Annotated in this window: 18 protein-coding genes; all 18 read left to right on the top strand. The window is 58.4% G+C overall.

Annotation, left to right across the window (positions count from 1 at the left end; translation table 11 throughout):
* The first annotated feature begins 10 nt into the window (after positions 1-10).
* The 18 genes from EV586_RS19155 to EV586_RS19070 all read left to right on the top strand — a co-directional run bounded on the left by EV586_RS19155 (position 11) and on the right by EV586_RS19070 (position 16,696).
* Positions 11-985, top strand: a complete 975-nt coding sequence (locus tag EV586_RS19155) for a molybdopterin-binding protein (protein ID WP_132946684.1) — start codon at positions 11-13, stop codon at positions 983-985.
* Entirely contained in the window at positions 985-2,280 is a 1,296-nt protein-coding gene (locus EV586_RS19150; RefSeq protein WP_132946683.1) for a molybdopterin molybdotransferase MoeA, read from the top strand. Before EV586_RS19155 ends, EV586_RS19150 begins: the two co-directional genes overlap by 1 nt.
* Positions 2,277-2,768 carry a molybdopterin-guanine dinucleotide biosynthesis protein B gene (gene mobB, locus EV586_RS19145; RefSeq protein WP_132946682.1) on the top strand — a complete coding sequence of 164 codons (492 nt, stop codon included), beginning with the start codon at positions 2,277-2,279 and terminating at the stop codon, positions 2,766-2,768. Before EV586_RS19150 ends, mobB begins: the two co-directional genes overlap by 4 nt.
* Before the next feature lie 42 nt (positions 2,769-2,810).
* Entirely contained in the window at positions 2,811-3,029 is a 219-nt protein-coding gene (locus EV586_RS19140) for a twin-arginine translocase TatA/TatE family subunit (protein WP_132946681.1), read from the top strand.
* A 33-nt stretch (positions 3,030-3,062) separates the two neighbouring features.
* The gene (gene tatC / locus EV586_RS19135; protein WP_132946680.1) at positions 3,063-3,839 is read left to right on the top strand and encodes a twin-arginine translocase subunit TatC; all 777 of its coding nucleotides are present in this window, start codon (positions 3,063-3,065) and stop codon (positions 3,837-3,839) included.
* A 192-nt stretch (positions 3,840-4,031) separates the two neighbouring features.
* A complete protein-coding gene (locus tag EV586_RS19130; protein ID WP_132946679.1) occupies positions 4,032-4,553 on the top strand; it encodes a MauE/DoxX family redox-associated membrane protein in 522 nt (173 codons plus the stop codon).
* Between the two features lie 5 nt (positions 4,554-4,558).
* Positions 4,559-5,176, top strand: coding sequence for a redoxin domain-containing protein (locus tag EV586_RS19125; protein ID WP_165898709.1), 618 nt, complete (start codon positions 4,559-4,561; stop codon positions 5,174-5,176).
* A gap of 150 nt (positions 5,177-5,326) precedes the next feature.
* A complete protein-coding gene (locus tag EV586_RS19120; protein WP_132946677.1) occupies positions 5,327-5,920 on the top strand; it encodes a hypothetical protein in 594 nt (197 codons plus the stop codon).
* A 16-nt stretch (positions 5,921-5,936) separates the two neighbouring features.
* Positions 5,937-6,203, top strand: a complete 267-nt coding sequence (gene tatA / locus EV586_RS19115) for a twin-arginine translocase TatA/TatE family subunit (RefSeq protein WP_132946676.1) — start codon at positions 5,937-5,939, stop codon at positions 6,201-6,203.
* A 142-nt stretch (positions 6,204-6,345) separates the two neighbouring features.
* On the top strand, positions 6,346-7,167 hold the full coding sequence (tatC, locus tag EV586_RS19110; RefSeq protein WP_132946675.1) for a twin-arginine translocase subunit TatC: 822 nt from the start codon (positions 6,346-6,348) through the stop codon (positions 7,165-7,167).
* Positions 7,168-7,183: 16 nt separating this feature from the next.
* On the top strand, positions 7,184-7,594 hold the full coding sequence (locus EV586_RS19105) for a hypothetical protein (protein ID WP_132946674.1): 411 nt from the start codon (positions 7,184-7,186) through the stop codon (positions 7,592-7,594).
* 134 nt (positions 7,595-7,728) lie between these two features.
* Positions 7,729-8,490 carry a DUF4230 domain-containing protein gene (locus EV586_RS19100; RefSeq protein ID WP_165898708.1) on the top strand — a complete coding sequence of 254 codons (762 nt, stop codon included), beginning with the start codon at positions 7,729-7,731 and terminating at the stop codon, positions 8,488-8,490.
* Positions 8,491-8,776: 286 nt separating this feature from the next.
* Complete coding sequence (gene groES, locus EV586_RS19095; protein WP_132946672.1) at positions 8,777-9,061, top strand: co-chaperone GroES; 285 nt, start codon at positions 8,777-8,779, stop codon at positions 9,059-9,061.
* 87 nt (positions 9,062-9,148) lie between these two features.
* Positions 9,149-10,780, top strand: coding sequence for a chaperonin GroEL (groL, locus tag EV586_RS19090; protein WP_132946671.1), 1,632 nt, complete (start codon positions 9,149-9,151; stop codon positions 10,778-10,780).
* Between the two features lie 171 nt (positions 10,781-10,951).
* On the top strand, positions 10,952-11,989 hold the full coding sequence (locus EV586_RS19085) for a murein hydrolase activator EnvC family protein (protein WP_132946670.1): 1,038 nt from the start codon (positions 10,952-10,954) through the stop codon (positions 11,987-11,989).
* 292 nt (positions 11,990-12,281) lie between these two features.
* A complete protein-coding gene (locus tag EV586_RS19080; protein WP_132946669.1) occupies positions 12,282-13,298 on the top strand; it encodes an AAA family ATPase in 1,017 nt (338 codons plus the stop codon).
* 1 nt (position 13,299) lies between these two features.
* Entirely contained in the window at positions 13,300-14,526 is a 1,227-nt protein-coding gene (locus tag EV586_RS19075; protein WP_132946668.1) for a DUF58 domain-containing protein, read from the top strand.
* The gene (locus EV586_RS19070) at positions 14,510-16,696 is read left to right on the top strand and encodes a DUF4129 domain-containing transglutaminase family protein (protein ID WP_132946667.1); all 2,187 of its coding nucleotides are present in this window, start codon (positions 14,510-14,512) and stop codon (positions 16,694-16,696) included. Before EV586_RS19075 ends, EV586_RS19070 begins: the two co-directional genes overlap by 17 nt.
* Positions 16,697-16,740 lie beyond the last annotated feature (44 nt).

Raw genomic sequence — 16,740 nt, 5'->3', positions numbered from 1 at the left:
GCGCTGGGAGATGAAAAAGGAAGTCCGGGTAGAGCACGCGGTCGGGATGCGTCTCGCGCACGACTTGACCCGCATCGTGCCGGGAGAGTTCAAAGGGCGTTTGTTCAAAAAAGGGCATGTCATCCGCACCGAGGACATTCCGGCGCTTTTGAACATCGGGAAAGAGCATATCTACATCTTGGAGCTGGCCGAAGGGGAGCTGCATGAGGACGACGCTGCACTGCGGATGGGCCAGGCGCTGGCAGGCGAAGCGATGCGTTTTGACGAGCCGCACGAAGGCAAAGTGGTGCTGAAGGCGGAGCGGCAGGGCCTGCTCAAAGTCGATGCCAAGTGGCTGTTTGCGATCAACATGATCGATGAGATCGCGGTGGTCGCCAAGCAGGACAACACCGTGCTGGAGCCGGGCGACAAGATCGCCGGGCTGAGGGCGATCCCGCTGACGGTCGCCGAGGAAAAGGTGGCGCAGGTGGAAGCGATCGCAGGTGAAAGCGCCGTGTTCTCGATCAAGCCGTTTCAGCAGCTGAAAGTCGGCGTCGTCACGACCGGGTCGGAAGTGCTGACCGGGCGGATCGAAGACAAGTTCGGCCCGCGCGTGCGCGAGAAGCTGGAGCGCTTCGGCTCGGAGGTGATCGAGCAGAAGATCGTCGGCGACTTGGTGGAAGACATCGCTTTGGCGATCGCCGATTTTCATGCGGCCGGCGCAGACATGGTGATCTGCACGGGCGGGATGTCGGTCGACCCGGATGACCGCACGCCCGGTGCGATCAAGCGGGCGGCGACCGAAGTGGTGTCCTACGGGATGCCGGTGCTGCCAGGCTCGATGATGATGCTCGCCTACCGCGAAGGGATGCCGATCTTCGGCTTGCCGGGCTGCGTGATCTTCGACGACTTCACCTCGTTCGACATCCTGCTGCCGCGCGTGCTGGCCGGGGAAAAAGTCACCCGGGAAGAGGTGGCGCAGCTCGGGCATGGAGGGCTCTTGTGATGGAGATGTTTTTGCGCCTCGAAGAGGCGTGGGACGTGACCCTCGGACGGACGCAGACCTGTCCGCAGGAGACGGTGCCGCTCTTGGAGGCGTACGGACGGGTGCTGGCGGAAACGGTCAGGGCGCGAGCGCCTTTCCCGCCGTTCGACCGCTCGGCGCTGGACGGCTTTGCCGTGCGGGCGGCCGATGTCCAAGGCGCGTCGCCGCAGTCTCCGGTGCTGCTGCACGTGCTGGAAGAAGTCCCGGCCGGGTCGATGCCATCGCTTACCGTCGGGCCGGGGCAGGCGGCGAAAGTCATGACCGGTGCGCCGATTCCGGCCGGGGCGGATGCCATCGTGCGGAAAGAGGCGGCCGAGCTCTTGGCGGTCCCGACTGCGGGGCAAGCAGGCCGAAGTGATGCAAGTGATGCACAGCCGTGTCCGAATCAGACTGTGCGCATCCTGCTGGAAGTCCCGGCTGGCGAGGCGATTTCCGTGCAAGGCGAAGACGCTCCGGAGGGCGCTCTGCTCCTCGAAGCGGGCACCGTCATCGGCGCTGCTGAAACGGCCGTCCTCGCGACGAACGGGGCGGCGACAGTGTCCGTTTTCCGCAAGCCGCGCGTCGGCATTCTCGTGTCGGGCAGCGAAGTGCGCCCGCAAAGCGGAGAGCTGCAGCCCGGCCAGATCCGGGACAGCAACGGGCCGATGTTGGCCGCGCTGGTGCGCGATCTGGGCGGCGACCCGGTGCTGTACGGACAGGTCGGCGACGACCTTGAAGCGATCGCAGCGCTGGTCAAAGAGATGGCGGAGCGGTGCGACCTCGTCCTCACCACCGGCGGCGTCTCGGTCGGTGACTATGACGTGATGCGCGACGCTTATGTGCAGGCGGGTGGCGCGGTCGTGTTCTGGAAAGTGGCGATGCGCCCCGGCACCCCGGTCACTTTTGCCGAGGTCGCCGGAACTCCCGTCTATGGGCTGTCGGGCAATCCGGCCGCCGCGTATGTCAATTTTGTCATGCTGGTCGTGCCTGTCCTGCGCAAGCTCGCCGGGCTGAGCGAAGTGCTGCCCCGCCCTGTCCAGGCGTTTCTCGACAGTGCGGGCACCGCCAAAGTGATCGGCCTCGACCGCTTCCTGCGCGCCGAGCTGGTCGCAAAGGAGGGACGCCTCGTCGCCCGCGCGGGAAGCGGACAGAAGGCGGCGATCCTCACCTCCCTGGTCGGCATCCAAGGGCTGGTGCGCATCCCCGCGCGCCAAGAGATCGAAAACGGCAGCCTCGTCGACGTCTACCTGCTGCGGGAAGGAGCACTGGCCCGATGAAAGCGGTCGCCGTCGTCGGCTACAAAAACACCGGCAAGACCACGCTCGTCGCCCGCCTCGTCGCCGCCTTCAAAGCGGATGGCCTTCGCGTCGGCACCCTCAAGCACGAAGCGGGCGGCCATGACATCCCGGGCGACACCCCGCACAGCGACACCTGGCAGCACCGCGCAGCCGGCGCGGACGCCACCTTGCTCGTCTCGCCGACACAGGCGGTGCAGCGTGAATACTACGCGTCGGAGCCGCCGCTGGAACACTTTTTAGCGGAGTTGGCCGACCTTGACCTCGTGCTCGTCGAAGGCTGGAAAAGCTCTGATCTGCCGAAAATCGTGCTGGTCAGCGGCGGGAAAATTGAACGATTGACGAACGTTATCGCCTTGGCGGGAAATTGTAAAGACTCGTCAATTGCAGTGGGTCAGGAGCAGGTGTATGATAGAGAAGATATCGAGGCACTCGTCCAATTGATCAAAGAACATGTGCTGCACGAATAAACGAATCTTACGACAAATCTTACAACCTGGAGGGTTATTGCTATGTTCCAAAACATTGGTGTTCCGGGACTGATTTTGATCCTTGTCATCGCCCTGATCGTCTTCGGTCCGAGCAAACTGCCGGAGATCGGCCGCGCGTTTGGCCGCACGCTGAAAGAGTTCAAGTCCGCAACCAAAGGTCTGACCGAAGATGACGACAAGAAGTCGGAGCAGCCGGTGCTGGCGAGCAAGGAAGACGAAAAAGGTCTGCAGACCAAGTAATGCTGCGGTAAGCGGCAGGAAAGGTGTGAGCTTGTGAGCGCTGTTGAGCCGGAAACTCTGGTCGATCATATCGCGGAGCTTCGCAAACGGCTGATCTGGGTGCTGGTCATCTTTCTGATCGCCCTGGTCATCACGTTTATCTTTGTTGATCCGATCTATTATGCGCTGGTCAATGACGCCTCCCGACTCTTCCCCGGCATGGGGGAGATCGAGCTGACGGTGCTTGGCCCGGGCGAAATCTTAAAAGTCTACTTCACCGTCGCCGGCCTCGCTGCGCTGGGACTGACGATTCCGTTTCTGCTCTACCACCTCTGGGCGTTTATCAAGCCCGCGCTGGAAGAGAAGGAGGCCAAACTGGCGTACAAATTCCTGCCGTTGGTGGCGGGGATGTTTTTCGCCGGTATCCTGTTTGGTTACTACTTCGTCTTCCCACTCTTGTACAAGTTTTTGTACGAGCTCGGTGTGGAGCGTTTTCACATCATGTACACGGCGGCAAACTATTTCGGGTTCATGACGAACATCGTCATTCCGTTCGGCCTGATCTTCGAAATGCCGGTCGCGGTGCTGTTCCTCTCCCGCATCGGCATCCTCGCGCCGCATACGCTGGTCAAAGTGCGCAAATATGCGTACCTCGTCCTCGTCATCGTCGCTTCGATGATCTCGCCGCCGGAGCTTGTATCGCACGTTTCTGTGGCCGCGCCGATGATCCTGCTCTACGAGCTGTCGATCATCATCGCCAAATGGTCGTGGAAGAAACGCGAGAAGGCGATGCTGGAAGCGGAAGCACGCATGGCGCAGGAAGAAGCTTGATCGCACAACTGAACACAATCGAAGCTGTCCTCATTCGTGAGGGCAGCTTTTTTGCGTTGATCAAATATATTCAATCTGTGTATCTTTAACATCTCTTATATTGACTATATGTATAAGAAGGTGATATCCTAACGATAGAATCTATTTTATAATTAAAAATTACGTTTCATTTTGGAGTGGAGGTGTTGCAAAATGGAGAGTCTGCTCTCCGTGCTCCTCGTCAGCCTATCCGGACTGTTTTTCGTCTCCGCCGTCTTCAAGCTGCTGAACTTGAACGATTTTATGGATCTGGTGGCGGAGTATGCGGTGTTGCCCCGGCGTTTGTCGCGCGTGTATGGAGCGGTGCTCCCGTTCGCGGAAGGCGCTTCGGCGGTGTTGCTGCTGGTCCCGGGCTTGTACGGGTGGGGCGCGCTGCTGATGGCTCTGTCGCTGGTCAGCTTTGCCATGGCGGTGCGCTTCGTGATGCGCCAAGGCAGGGTGATCACCTGCGGCTGCCAAGGGAAACTGCTCGATTCGAAAGCGGACGGGTTTACGCTCGGGAAGATCGGCTTCCTCGGCACCATGCTGGCGGTCACCGCGCTGCTTCATGACGGCACGGTCGTCTACTCCTTGCCGACGATCGCGCTGGGCAGTTTGATCACGCTGCTGGTGATCCTGATGCAAAAGGTCTGGACGCTGTACGCAAACGGTATGCAAACACTAAAAAGGAGTTGAATGATGTGAGCCAGTTTCTCTTGTACTCGAATCTCGGGCTTTGGATTGTGACGCTTTTTATTCTCGGTGCTATTTTCTTAATCTTCCGTCAGTTTGGTGAAGTGTTCTTGAAATCGGGCGACGCGATCTCCCGGGACGGCATCCCGATCGGGGACAAGATTCACCACTTCGAGCAGCCGGCCTATGAGCTGGGCAAGAGCGTCTCCACGCAAGATCTGCTCGGACGCCCGACCCTGCTCGCGTTCACTTCGACCACGTGCAAACCGTGCCGTGAACTGTTTCCAGATTGGAACAAAGCGATTGCCCAGTATGGCACGCACGTCAACTTTGTCATGGTTGGTCTCGGGGAACGGGACCAATGGGAAGAGCTGTTAGCCAAGATTCCCATTCAGGGGGAACTTCTCATAGACACGCGTCAGATTCTGCTCACCGACTGCAAAGTGAGAGTGACACCGTTTGGGATTATGTTAGATGAAAAAGGGGTGGTAACCGGCAAAGGATTGCTGAACAGCGCAGAGCACATTCAAGGCTTGATGTCGTCTGTAAAAAATCAGTTCATTCAAGTCGAACACCCGGCCAAACAGCAGCTCATCCAACTGCAAGAGGAGCGGGCGAACGCGTAACGGCTCGAACTACTAAAACCTGCACGAAAGGGGGTTGTGAGGATGGAATGGGTAACGCTTGTCGGACAAGCTGAAGTGTGGATCCTGCTCCTGCTCGCCACGGTGGCGGGAACGACGAAACTTTGCACCGCCTGAGGGGTCAATGTGACCTTGACGGTCGTCCCCCTCGGTGAGGCGGGAAAATGGAAAAACTTTTGGTCGATGGCAGGTGTCTACAGTTTCACAACGGCAATCTCCGGTGCGGTGTTCGGGTTCCTGTACGTCCTGCTGATCTACTTGCTGAGCTTTTGGCTGCCGACGACAGTAAAAGCGATCGGCTTGGGGATTTTGGTGATCGCCTATGTTTGTCATGAGTTTGGGCTGATCCGGCTGGTGATTCCGCAGCGCCAGTGGCAGATTCCGGAGACCTGGGTGCAATTCACGCCGCAGCAAAACATGCTGGTCTGGGGCTCGATCCTCGGAGCGGGGATTCTCACCTATATTCCGCACGTCACGTTCTACATGCTGTATCTGTACCTTGGCTTCTTTGGCGAACCGTATCAAGGCCTGCTCTTCGGAGCGGTGTACGGCTTGACCCGTGCCTTGCCGACCGTCTGGCTGTGGTACAAGCAGATGCTCTCTGCCGGGGAGCAAGCAGACACGCGGGACATCATGCGACTGCGGCGCCGAAACGGCGTGCTCAACGGATTGTCACTGCTGATTCTCTTGGCACTGCTGTACGCGCACAGCGGGAGCCATCTGTAACGGAGGAGGAGTTGCGATGCTGCAAAACATTGGCTTTCCGGGCCTGATTCTCATCTTGATCATCGCGCTGATCGTCTTTGGACCGAACAAGCTGCCGGAAATCGGACGCGCAGTCGGCAAGACGCTCAAAGAGTTCCGCGGCGCCGCAAAAGGCTTCACGGACGACGATGACGCTGACGAGGGTGCAAAAGGCAAGGAAGCAAAATCAGCTTTGCCAGAACCGAAAGCTGAGGCACAGCTTGAGCCGCAGCAAGAACTGAAAGAAGCAGTACCGAGCAAGTAGGAATCGAAAAAGCGGTTCCGCCGGCATCGCATGGTGCGGCACGCGTTTGGCAGGGGGGCTTGCCGTCCCCGATGCTGACAGTGCCGGATGAGGTGCCAGATGAGGTGCCGGATGAAAGGGATTGCAGGAAGGGGACAGGCCCATGAGTCGGGAGCAAACGATTTTGGAACATTTGGCTGAGCTGCGCGGGCGTCTGATCTGGACGCTGGTCACATTTATTTTGCTGGTGATGATCGCCTTTCTGTTCGTCACCGATCTCTTTCATTACTTGGCGAGCGACGCGACGCGGATGTTCCCTGAGATCGGGGAAATCAAAATGACGGTGCTCGGCCCGGGAGAGATCTTGAAAATCTATTTTCTGCTCGCTGGCGCCGCAGCTTTGGGTCTGACCCTTCCCGTGCTGCTGTACCACGCCTACCGCTTTCTGGCACCGGCTGTGGATCAGGAAGTTCGACGCCACTTTCTGAAGTTTTTGCCCCTGGTGGCGGGGATGTTTTGCGTAGGTATCCTGTTTGGCTACTTCGTGGTGTTCCCGGTGATGTTCAAGTTTCTCTATACGCTCGGCATGGAGCAGTTCAACGTGATGTTTACCGCCGGCAACTATCTCGGCTTCCTGACCAATGTCGTCTTGCCGTTTGGATTTATCTTCGAACTGCCGGTCGCGGTCGCCTTCATGACCGCCCTGGGGATCATCACGCCGTTCATGCTGGCGAGAAGCCGCCGCTACGCCTATCTGATCTGCGTGATCATCGCTTCGCTGATCTCGCCGCCGGAGCTGGTCTCCCACCTGATGGCCGCGGTGCCGATGATCCTGTTCTTTGAACTGTCGATCACCGTCTCGCGCTTTGTGTGGAAAAAGCGGATCGCGAAGCTGCATCGGGAAGAGGAAGCGCAACGGGAGCTCGAAGAAGCGGAAGCGGCCGAGCAAGCCGCGGCCGGTAACGATGCCAACTTATCCGATTGAAGGAGGAAGATAGGACATGCTTAAAATGCTGGAACGATTTTTCAAACTCGTCTCCGAAGATGTGGCGCGCAAAGTAGACCGCAAAGGTTTCCTGAAAGCGGCAGTGGGCACAACTTTTCTGGGTGTGTTGACATTCGCTGGCAGCAAGTCGGCACGAGCCAACAGCATCAGCTGGTGTGAGACGGTGTGGGCGACGCAATCCTGCGCTCCGCCGAACGGCAAATACTGCTCCGGCTGCAGCTCAAGTTCGAAATGCCCGAGCGGCTATAAAGTATCCTACGCATGGGGGTACAGTTCCACCGGCTGCTGGTGCATCGCGCAAGGCGGGCGCATTGAAGGTGCGACGTGCTGCGACTGCACGCCGACCACGAACTCGAACGCCAGCAAACAAACGTCCAGCGACTGCGGATGCTTTGCTTATCTGTAGGCAGCAGACGCGAACGGCACGAACAGCCTCTCCCGGATCGGGAACAGGCTGTTCGTTTTTTGTCGGACGGTGTAGAATGGAAGCGGACATATTTCCGCAAGTTGACCACTATCTATGTAAGGGGGAGTGTGCAGGTGAGCGATCCGAAACAGCCATCCATTTCCGAATTGGAAGAGGTGGTGCGACAGTTGAAACAAGCACAGGAAGAAACATCGGCAGCCATCGCGGCAGGCAGTGTGCAGCTGTTGCCCGACCGCACGGAAGCGAAGTCCCGGCCTTGGAAGCTCAACGGGTGGTTCGGCAAGAAGCGCCTGCTGCTGACTCTGCTGGTCACCTTGCTGGCTGCAGGCTCGGCCGGTGCGTGGTATGTTCTGAACGTGCAGGAGAAGCCGAGCACGGCAGTCTTTGTGACCGGCGTGCGCGAGCTGTCCGCCTTGGCGACGGCCGAAGCGTATGTGATGACCACGCTCGAAGGGGCGGACAACAAGATCTTCGGCATCGAGATTCCGATGGATGTCCCCGGCACCAAGCGCTCGTACCTGTTCGTCGTCCCGGCCAAACTGCTCGCCGGCGTCGAACTCGGACAGCTGCAGGAAGACGATGTCCGCATCGACCATGACCGGAAGACGATTGCGATCACGCTGCCGCACGCCGTGTTCTTGGAAGAGTCGATCCAGATGGACGGGATCAAAGTGTTCACCAGCGAAGGCCTGTTCCGCGGCTCGACCGATCTGCAGGAAGGGCTGAAACTGATGTCGCAGGACATGGTGCTCGCCAAACTCCGCTCCGAAGCGGGCGCGACCGGCGTGCTGCAGACGGCGGAGCGCAACGCCGAAAAAGCGCTGCAGGAGCTGTACGGACATTTGGGCTACAAGTTGACTGTGAACTTTCAATAAGAGCCGGGCAATGGCACTGCCCGGCTTTGTCATTTTTTAGTCGCGCCGTTCGAGCTCATTCGCGAAAACTTCCTATGGTAACTTCTTGTCCGCTCTATGTATAATGTTGCCAGCAGGGGGCACCCTAGAGCTTTGTGTGGGATTTACAAAAATGTAATGCAAAATTTTTGTTGTTCCCTCTTGCAAACAACAGGGCATTTGACTATCATAAGAATTGGAATTAGCACTCAGTGATGACGAGTGCTAACAGAACACATCGCTCATCAAAATCTGAGGAGGGTTTTGCATGATTAAACCGATTGGCGACCGCGTCGTCATCAAAGTTGTGGAACGTGAAGAGAAGACTGCAAGCGGGCTGTTCCTGCCGGACACCGCGAAAGAGAAGCCGCAAGAAGGTGAAGTTGTAGCAGTTGGCACCGGCAAAGTAGTAGGCAACTCCGTTGTTGCACTGGACGTACATGCTGGCGACCGCATCATCTTCTCCAAGTACGCAGGCACCGAAGTGAAGTACAACGGCGTCGAGTACCTGATCCTGCGCGAAGCTGACATCCTCGCGATCGTCGAAGCGTAAGCGACTCCGGGCCCGGTCCGGAACACATAGAGTATTCACAGGTTTCGACACATACGTAAAACCGACAATACAGGAGGTTGGACGAAAATGGCTAAAGAAATTCGTTTCCAAGAAGATGCTCGCCGCTCCATGCTGCGCGGTGTGGACATCCTGGCTGACGCTGTAAAGGTAACCCTCGGCCCGCGCGGCCGCAACGTCGTGCTGGAGAAGAAGTTCGGCTCCCCGCTGATCACCAACGACGGTGTGACGATCGCAAAAGAGATCGAGCTGGAAGATGCATTTGAAAACATGGGCGCGCAACTGGTCAAAGAAGTTGCGACCAAGACCAACGACATCGCAGGCGACGGCACCACCACCGCGACCGTTCTGGCGCAGGCGCTGATCCGCGAAGGTCTGAAAAACGTAACGGCTGGCGCGAACCCGATCGGTCTGCGTCGCGGGATCGAAAAAGCGACCCGTGCGGCAGTTGCAGAGATCGAGCGTATCTCCACGCCGGTACAAGGCAAAGAAGGCATCGCGAACGTTGCTTCCATCTCCGCAGGCGACGAAGAGATCGGTCAGCAAATCGCTGAAGCGATGGAAAAAGTCGGCGAAGACGGCGTTATCACCGTGGAAGAGTCCAAAGGCTTCACCACCGAGGTAGAAGTTGTGGAAGGCATGCAGTTCGACCGCGGCTACATCTCCCCGTACATGGTGACCGACACCGACAAGATGATCGCGGTGCTCGACGAGCCGTACATCCTGATCACCGACAAGAAGATCTCCAACATCCAGGAAGTTCTGCCGGTGCTCGAGCGCGTCGTTCAATCCGGCCGTCCGCTCCTGATCATCGCAGAAGACATCGAAGGCGAAGCGCAAGCGACCCTGATCGTCAACAAACTGCGCGGCACCTTCACCGCAGTCGCTGTCAAAGCTCCGGGCTTCGGCGATCGCCGCAAAGCGATGCTGCAAGACATCGCAGCTCTGACCGGCGGTCAAGTGATCTCCGAAGAAGTTGGCCTCGAACTGAAAAACACCTTGATCACTCAACTGGGCCGCGCGCGTCAAGTTCGCGTTTCCAAAGAGAACACGATCGTTGTTGACGGTTCCGGCGATAAGAACGAGATCGAAGCACGCGTCAACCAAATCAAAGTGCAACTCGAGGAGACCACTTCCGAGTTCGATAAAGAGAAGCTCCAAGAGCGCCTCGCGAAGCTCGCAGGCGGCGTAGCGGTGATCAAAGTCGGCGCTGCGACCGAAACTGAGCTCAAAGAGAAGAAACTGCGCATCGAAGATGCTCTGAACGCAACCCGTGCAGCCGTTGAAGAAGGCATTGTACCGGGCGGCGGCACCGCGCTGGTTAACGTCATCCGCGCACTCGACGCAGTTCAGCTGTCCGGCGACGAAGCGACCGGCGTGCAAATCGTGCGCGCAGCGCTCGAAGCACCGGTTCGCCAGATCGCGACCAACGGCGGCCAAGAAGGCGCTGTGATCGTCGAGCGCCTGAAGAAAGAAGAAGTCGGCATCGGCTTCAACGCAGCGACCGGCGAATGGGTGAACATGCTCGAAGCGGGCATCGTCGACCCGGCAAAAGTGACCCGCTCCGCGCTGCAAAACGCAGCATCCGTAGCGGCGCTGTTCCTGACCACCGAAGCGGTCATCGCTGACAAGCCGGAGCCGAAGGGCGCTGGCGGCGGCATGCCGGACATGGGCGGCATGGGCGGCATGGGCATGATGTAAGCCCACCCCTTTCGAAAAACCACCCTCCTTTGTGAGGGTGGTTTTTTTCTTTTTGCAAAACCTGTCCAAAGCTTGCCAAAACATTGACATCTTGGTTACAAATTGTCGAAAAAGGTTGTCCGCCCCGCTTCCATTCGGTAGTATGAGACACGAAAAGGAGTGAAAGAAGGGATGAGCTACAGGCAAAAACGGATGACCGCCTGCTTATTGGCCGGTTTGCTCTTGACCACAGCGCTGCCAGGGAACGCGCTGGCTGCCGAGCAAAAGGGCGAGCAAGCAGAGAAGATTCAGCAAGAACTTAACGGAGTCGACAAGGAACTGCAAGATACATTGAAGAACATGCAAGACCTGGAGGCGGAATTGTCTCAAGGGATGAAAGAGAACGAAAAGATGAAGCGGGAGATCGCCGCGCTGGAGCAGCGCATCGAAAAGCATCGCGAGAAGCTGAAAGAGCGCGTGAAAGTGATGTATCAAAAAGGCGATGTCTCCTTCTGGGAAGTTTTGTTCAAAGCGACAGACTTTTCCGACTTTCTGGAGCGGCTCCAGCTGCTGTCGATGATCGTCGAGCAGGATCAGGATCTGATCAAACAGCTGCGCACCGATCAGGCCAAGCTGAAAACGGCCAAAGAGCAGCTCGACGCGCAACAAAAGGAGCGCCGCACCCGCCAGGAGACGCTGCGCAAGGCGGAGCAGGATCTGCAGGCGAAAGCGAAAAACCTGAAAGGCGATCTCGCCGCAGCGCTGGCCGCACCGGCGGAAGACCAGCATGTCGTCGAGCAGGCCTACCAGAGCTACACCGGGCCGCAGTTCATTCCGGCGGCTGGAGGCAACGGCTCGTACGCCTGGCCGGTGCCGTCCTCGTTTACGATCTCCTCGGGCTACGGCATGCGCGGCTCCGAGTTCCACAAAGGGATCGACATCACCGCTCCGATCGGCACGCCGTTTGTCGCGGTGGCTGACGGCGTGGTCGTGCAGGCGGGCTCGGCGAGCGGGTACGGGCACTGGATCGTCATCGACCACGGCAACGGCGTGACCTCCGTCTATGGCCACATGTACGGCAACGGCATCCTCGTCAGCACCGGCCAGACGGTGCGCCAGGGACAGGTGATCGGCACGACCGGCAATGACGGCTATTCGACCGGCCCGCATCTGCATCTGTCGATGCAAAGCGGCGGCGCATACGTCAATCCGATGGCATTTCTGCAATAATCGGCTCTTGGATCTCCGGTTTTTCGCACCGGAGATTTTTTTGTCTATATTTGTCTATATTTTTGTAGAGATTAATGTGAATTTTCATATATATTAAGAGGGTAGACACTCGTCCATCCATCCAATACTTGTGCGAGGACAAAGTTTCTCCCACTCTGTTATGCTTTTGACAAGTTCGATTCTGCAGAGCTGTATGAAAATGCTAACAATTGGAAACGCATCGGGAGGACTTTCGTCATACCTAGGAGAAGTATAGATGACTGGCAATCTTTTGAATTGGAGGAAGTAGAGAATGCAATATACAGATGAGAAAGAACTTGTGAACCGTGAGTTTGATCATCCGCACAAAGTTCTGACCGATGTGGTGAACAACGTCGAAAAAGTGATCATCGGCAAGTCCAAAGCGGTCCAGCTCTGCATGGTCGCCATGCTCTGCGACGGACATGTGCTGCTCGAAGACGTTCCGGGTGTCGGCAAGACGATGCTGGTGCGCTCGCTGGCCAAATCCTTGGGCTGTTCCTTTAAACGCATTCAATTCACGCCTGACTTGTTGCCTTCCGACGTGACAGGTGTTTCGATCTATAATCAGAAGACCAATGAATTTGAATTCCGTCCCGGCCCGATCATGGGCAACATCATTCTCGCCGACGAGATCAACCGCACCTCGCCGAAAACGCAGTCCGCGCTGCTCGAAGCGATGGAAGAGCACAACGTGACGGTCGACGGCACGACCTATAAGCTGCCTTCCCCGTTCCTCGTCATGGCGACGCAGAACCCGATCGAGTACGAAGGCACCTTCCCGCTGCCGGAAGCTCAGCTCGACCGCTTCCTCCTGAAGCTGAACCTCGGCTACCCGACGCCGGAGCACGAAGTCGATCTGCTTGGCCGTCAGCAGCTGGTGCATCCGATCGAAGGGCTGGAAACAGTCACCGATCAGGAGACCTTGCAGTCGATGCAGCAGAAAGTGCGCGAGATCTATGTCGAACAGTCGATCCGTGAATACATCGTCAATATCACCACCGAGACCCGCAAACACCCGGCCGTCTACCTCGGCGCCTCGCCGCGCGGCTCCTTGTCGCTGTTTAAAGCTGCACAGGCGCTGGCGTTTGTGCTCGGCCGCGACTATGTGATTCCCGACGATGTGAAGCAGTTGGCGACGGTGACGCTCGCCCACCGCCTGATTCTGAAATCGGAAGCGCGCCTCGGCGGCACGACGGTGGAGAAAGTGCTGTCTGAGATCATGAAAGCGGTGCCGGTGCCGGTCACCCGCGAATTTTCCTCCGCAAAAGCCCGTGAAAGGGTGAAGTGATGTGAGGAGATTCGGACGCATTCTCCTGTGGCTGACCCTGTTGTTCGTCACGTTTGCATATGGCAAGTTCCAAGGCGGATTTGCGGCGTGGTTTATGTTTTACGCAGCGTTCCTGCTCGCCGGCTACGAGCTGGGCACAGCCCGCTACGCGCTGCGGGGCGCCAAGTCGGAGCGCCGCCTGTCCTCGCTGAAAGTCAATGCCGGCCAGACGCTGGAAGTGGACATCATGATCGAGATCGAAGGCCGCAAATGGCCGCTGCCATGGCTGGTCGTCGAAGATACGCTGCCGACCCGGCTGCTGCTGCAGAGCGGCTCGAACCGCGAGCTCCATTTCCCGGGTTATAACCGCAAGCTGCGCCTCCGCTATTCGCTGCCGAACATGCCGCGGGGCAAATACGTCCTCGGCGACACCCGGCTCGTCACCGGCGACATTTTTGGCCTGACCAAAAAAGAGCTGGTGCACAAGCGGAGCGATGAGGTGACCGTCTATCCGAAGATCATTCCGATTCCCTATTGGCATACGATCAACAAATTCAACCTCGGTCACACCAACGCTCAGAACCGGATGGCGGAAGACTCTTCGAACGTGATCGGCGTGCGCGACTACGCGCAAGGCGACCGGCTGTCGCGCATTCATTGGCGCGCGTCGGCGCGCACCGGCTCGTTGAAGACGAAAGAGTTCGAGCTGCACGTGACCAACGATATGATGTTTTTCCTCAACCGCTCCGAAGACGCCTATCGCGGCGGCTCCAACCAGCTGTTCGAGCTGGCGGTGACCACGGCGGCTTCGCTGATCAAACACGCGTCGAGCAAAAAGTACTCGGTCGGATTGACTTCCTACGGCCGCGAGCGCGTGACGATCGCACAAAGCCGCAATTTTGAGCAATACCTGCGCATCATCGAGCATTTGGCGATCGTGCAGGCGGACGGCGCCGACGAGTACAATGACGCGATCCTGCGCGAGGTGAACCATCTGCAGCGCGGTTCGACGATCGTGCTGGTCACGCCGGTGCTCGACCAGCCGCTGGTGCAACTGATCGGCTTTTTGGAATACCGCAAGATCAAGACGGAGCTGTTCTACATCGTCGGCGGCCGCCAACTGAACGAAGTCGATCTGGCGCACATGGGGAAATTGGAGATGCTCGGCGTTCACACCTATGTGGTGCGGGACGAAAATGAACTGGAAGATGTAGTGAGGGGGCCGGTATCCTATGCTTCAAACGGCTAGATGGGTGACGGGCAGTCCGCTGCGCGACACCGTGCTCTACACGCTGGTCTGGCTGTGGCTCGCTCAAGTGCTCCTTCCGCTCGGGGAGGCGGGCGAGATCCAGTCGATCTGGCTCTTCTTGTCCTTCCTGCTGCTGCTGTTCGTCAGCGATTTGCTGGTCGGACACCTGATCCTGCGCTTTCTGCTGAAAGCGGTCGTGTTCCTGAACTTCGTGTTTCAGTACCACTATAAAGTCCTCTACAGCTTCTTCGACCTGTCCGGATGGCTGGGCCATTGGTTCGGCGATCTGACGGCTGCCGTTTACTCGCTGCAGGCGGGCGATTTTGCCGCGATGACGATGTCGGCGAAGTCGACGGCGATGCTGCTCGGGCTCTGGCTGTTCCAAGTCTTGTTCCGCCAGAGCCTGAAAGCGAAGGTCTGGATGTTTGTGTTCTTCGTGCTCGGGCTGGTCGGGCTCGGCGTGCTCGACACGTTTTATGTCGAGGAGACGGCAGGGCACATCGTGCTGTTCCTGCTGTTCGGCCTCGTCATCCTCGCCTTCCGCCAACTGCCGGCGGTGGAGCGCCTGGCCCGCATGCCGCGCCACCTCAAAGGCTGGCCGACGCATTGGCTGGCGTGGACGCTGATCCTGTCCCTGGTCGTGACCGGCGTCGGCCTCGTCGTCCCGAAAGCGGAAGATCCGGCCTGGCCGGACCCGGTGTCATACCTGCAGGGGATGAAAGACGGCGGCGCCGTGCGCCAGAAGATCGGCTACGGCAACAATGACGACCATCTCGGCGGCCCGTTCGAGATGGACGAAACGGTCGTCTTCACCGTGACCTCGACCGTCGAAGGCTACTACCGGGGCGAGACGAAAGCATTTTATACCGGGAAGGGCTGGCTGTCTGTCGCGCCGGCCGAGCCGGTGTCCAATCCGGATCACGTGCAGTCGGACATGTACCTCCCGCCGACGACCTTGGAGACGAAGCGTGTGGAGCAGACGGTCAGCGTGCAGGACACGATGGTGCCGCTGATCTTTGGCCACCCCCAGATCACCGGGGTCTCCGGACCGAACATCTCGCCTGGCACGCTCAGCTATTCCTTCCTCGACAGCCGTCTGGAAGCGGGGCAGCTGGAGCCGGGCGATACCTATTCGGTCATCTCGGAAGTGCCGTACCACGACGAAGTGGCGCTGAAGAACGCCTCCCTGCCGCCGCAGGATCTGCTGACCAGCGTGCTGCAGTCGTACATCTCGCTGCCGGCCAACCTGCCGAAGCGGATCCGCGAACTGGCGCTGGAAGTCACCAAAGACGCCAAGACGCCGTATGAGCGCGCCAAGGCGCTGGAGGACTACCTGCACGGCAACTACCGCTATGAGACGAGCGACGTGCCGATCCCGGGCGACAAGCAGGACTTTGTCGACCAGTTCCTGTTCGAATCGCGCCGCGGCTACTGCGACCACTTCTCGTCGTCGTTCGTCGTCATGGCCCGCACATTGGGCATGCCGACCCGCTGGGTCAAAGGCTTCACCCGCGGCGATGTCGATCTGACGTGGGACGGAAAGACGGACGATGAGTACCTCTACACCGTCCGCAACAAAAACGCCCACTCCTGGGCGGAAGTGTATTTTGACGGGATCGGCTGGGTGTCGTTCGAGCCGACCGCCTCGTTCCAAATGCGCCCGCTGTACAAACCGGATGAGACCCAGCCAACGATCGTGCCGCCGGTCAACAATCCGAAAGGCGAAGAGAAAGAAGAAGACCAGGCTGCCAAGTCCAAGACCGCCCTCTTCTCCTTTGACATCAACTGGAAAGTGGTGGGCTTGTACACGGGCATCGCAGCGCTCGTCCTGCTGATCGCAGCGTTCTTCAACCGCCGCAAGCTGATCACCGCCTACTACCTGCGCCGGGCGTACAAAGGCGACGGCGATGTGATCATGAACGCGATCCTGCGCCTGATGCTGATCATGACCCGCTTCGGCTGGAAGCGGCAGGAGGACATGAGTTTGCGCGAGTACGCGTTGTTCCTCTCTGCCAACCCGGACCTGCGCGGGCGGGAGATGATTCCGCTGGCCCAGATCTTCGAGCGCGTGCGCTACGGCAAACGCGACGTGTCGGACGGTGAAAAGTCACAAATTCAAGACCTCTGGACGCGCATCGTGCGGAAAGCGGGACGTTTAAAAAAGCGTTAACGCGAACGATGTGCGAATTGCGGTTGACGAATGTTCGTATTTTG

The sequence above is a fragment of the Tumebacillus sp. BK434 genome, assembly GCF_004340785.1.
In the GTDB taxonomy this organism is placed as follows: domain Bacteria; phylum Bacillota; class Bacilli; order Tumebacillales; family Tumebacillaceae; genus Tumebacillus_A.
Note: the sequence above shows the minus strand (reverse complement) of the source record. Positions and strands in the feature narration are given on the sequence as shown.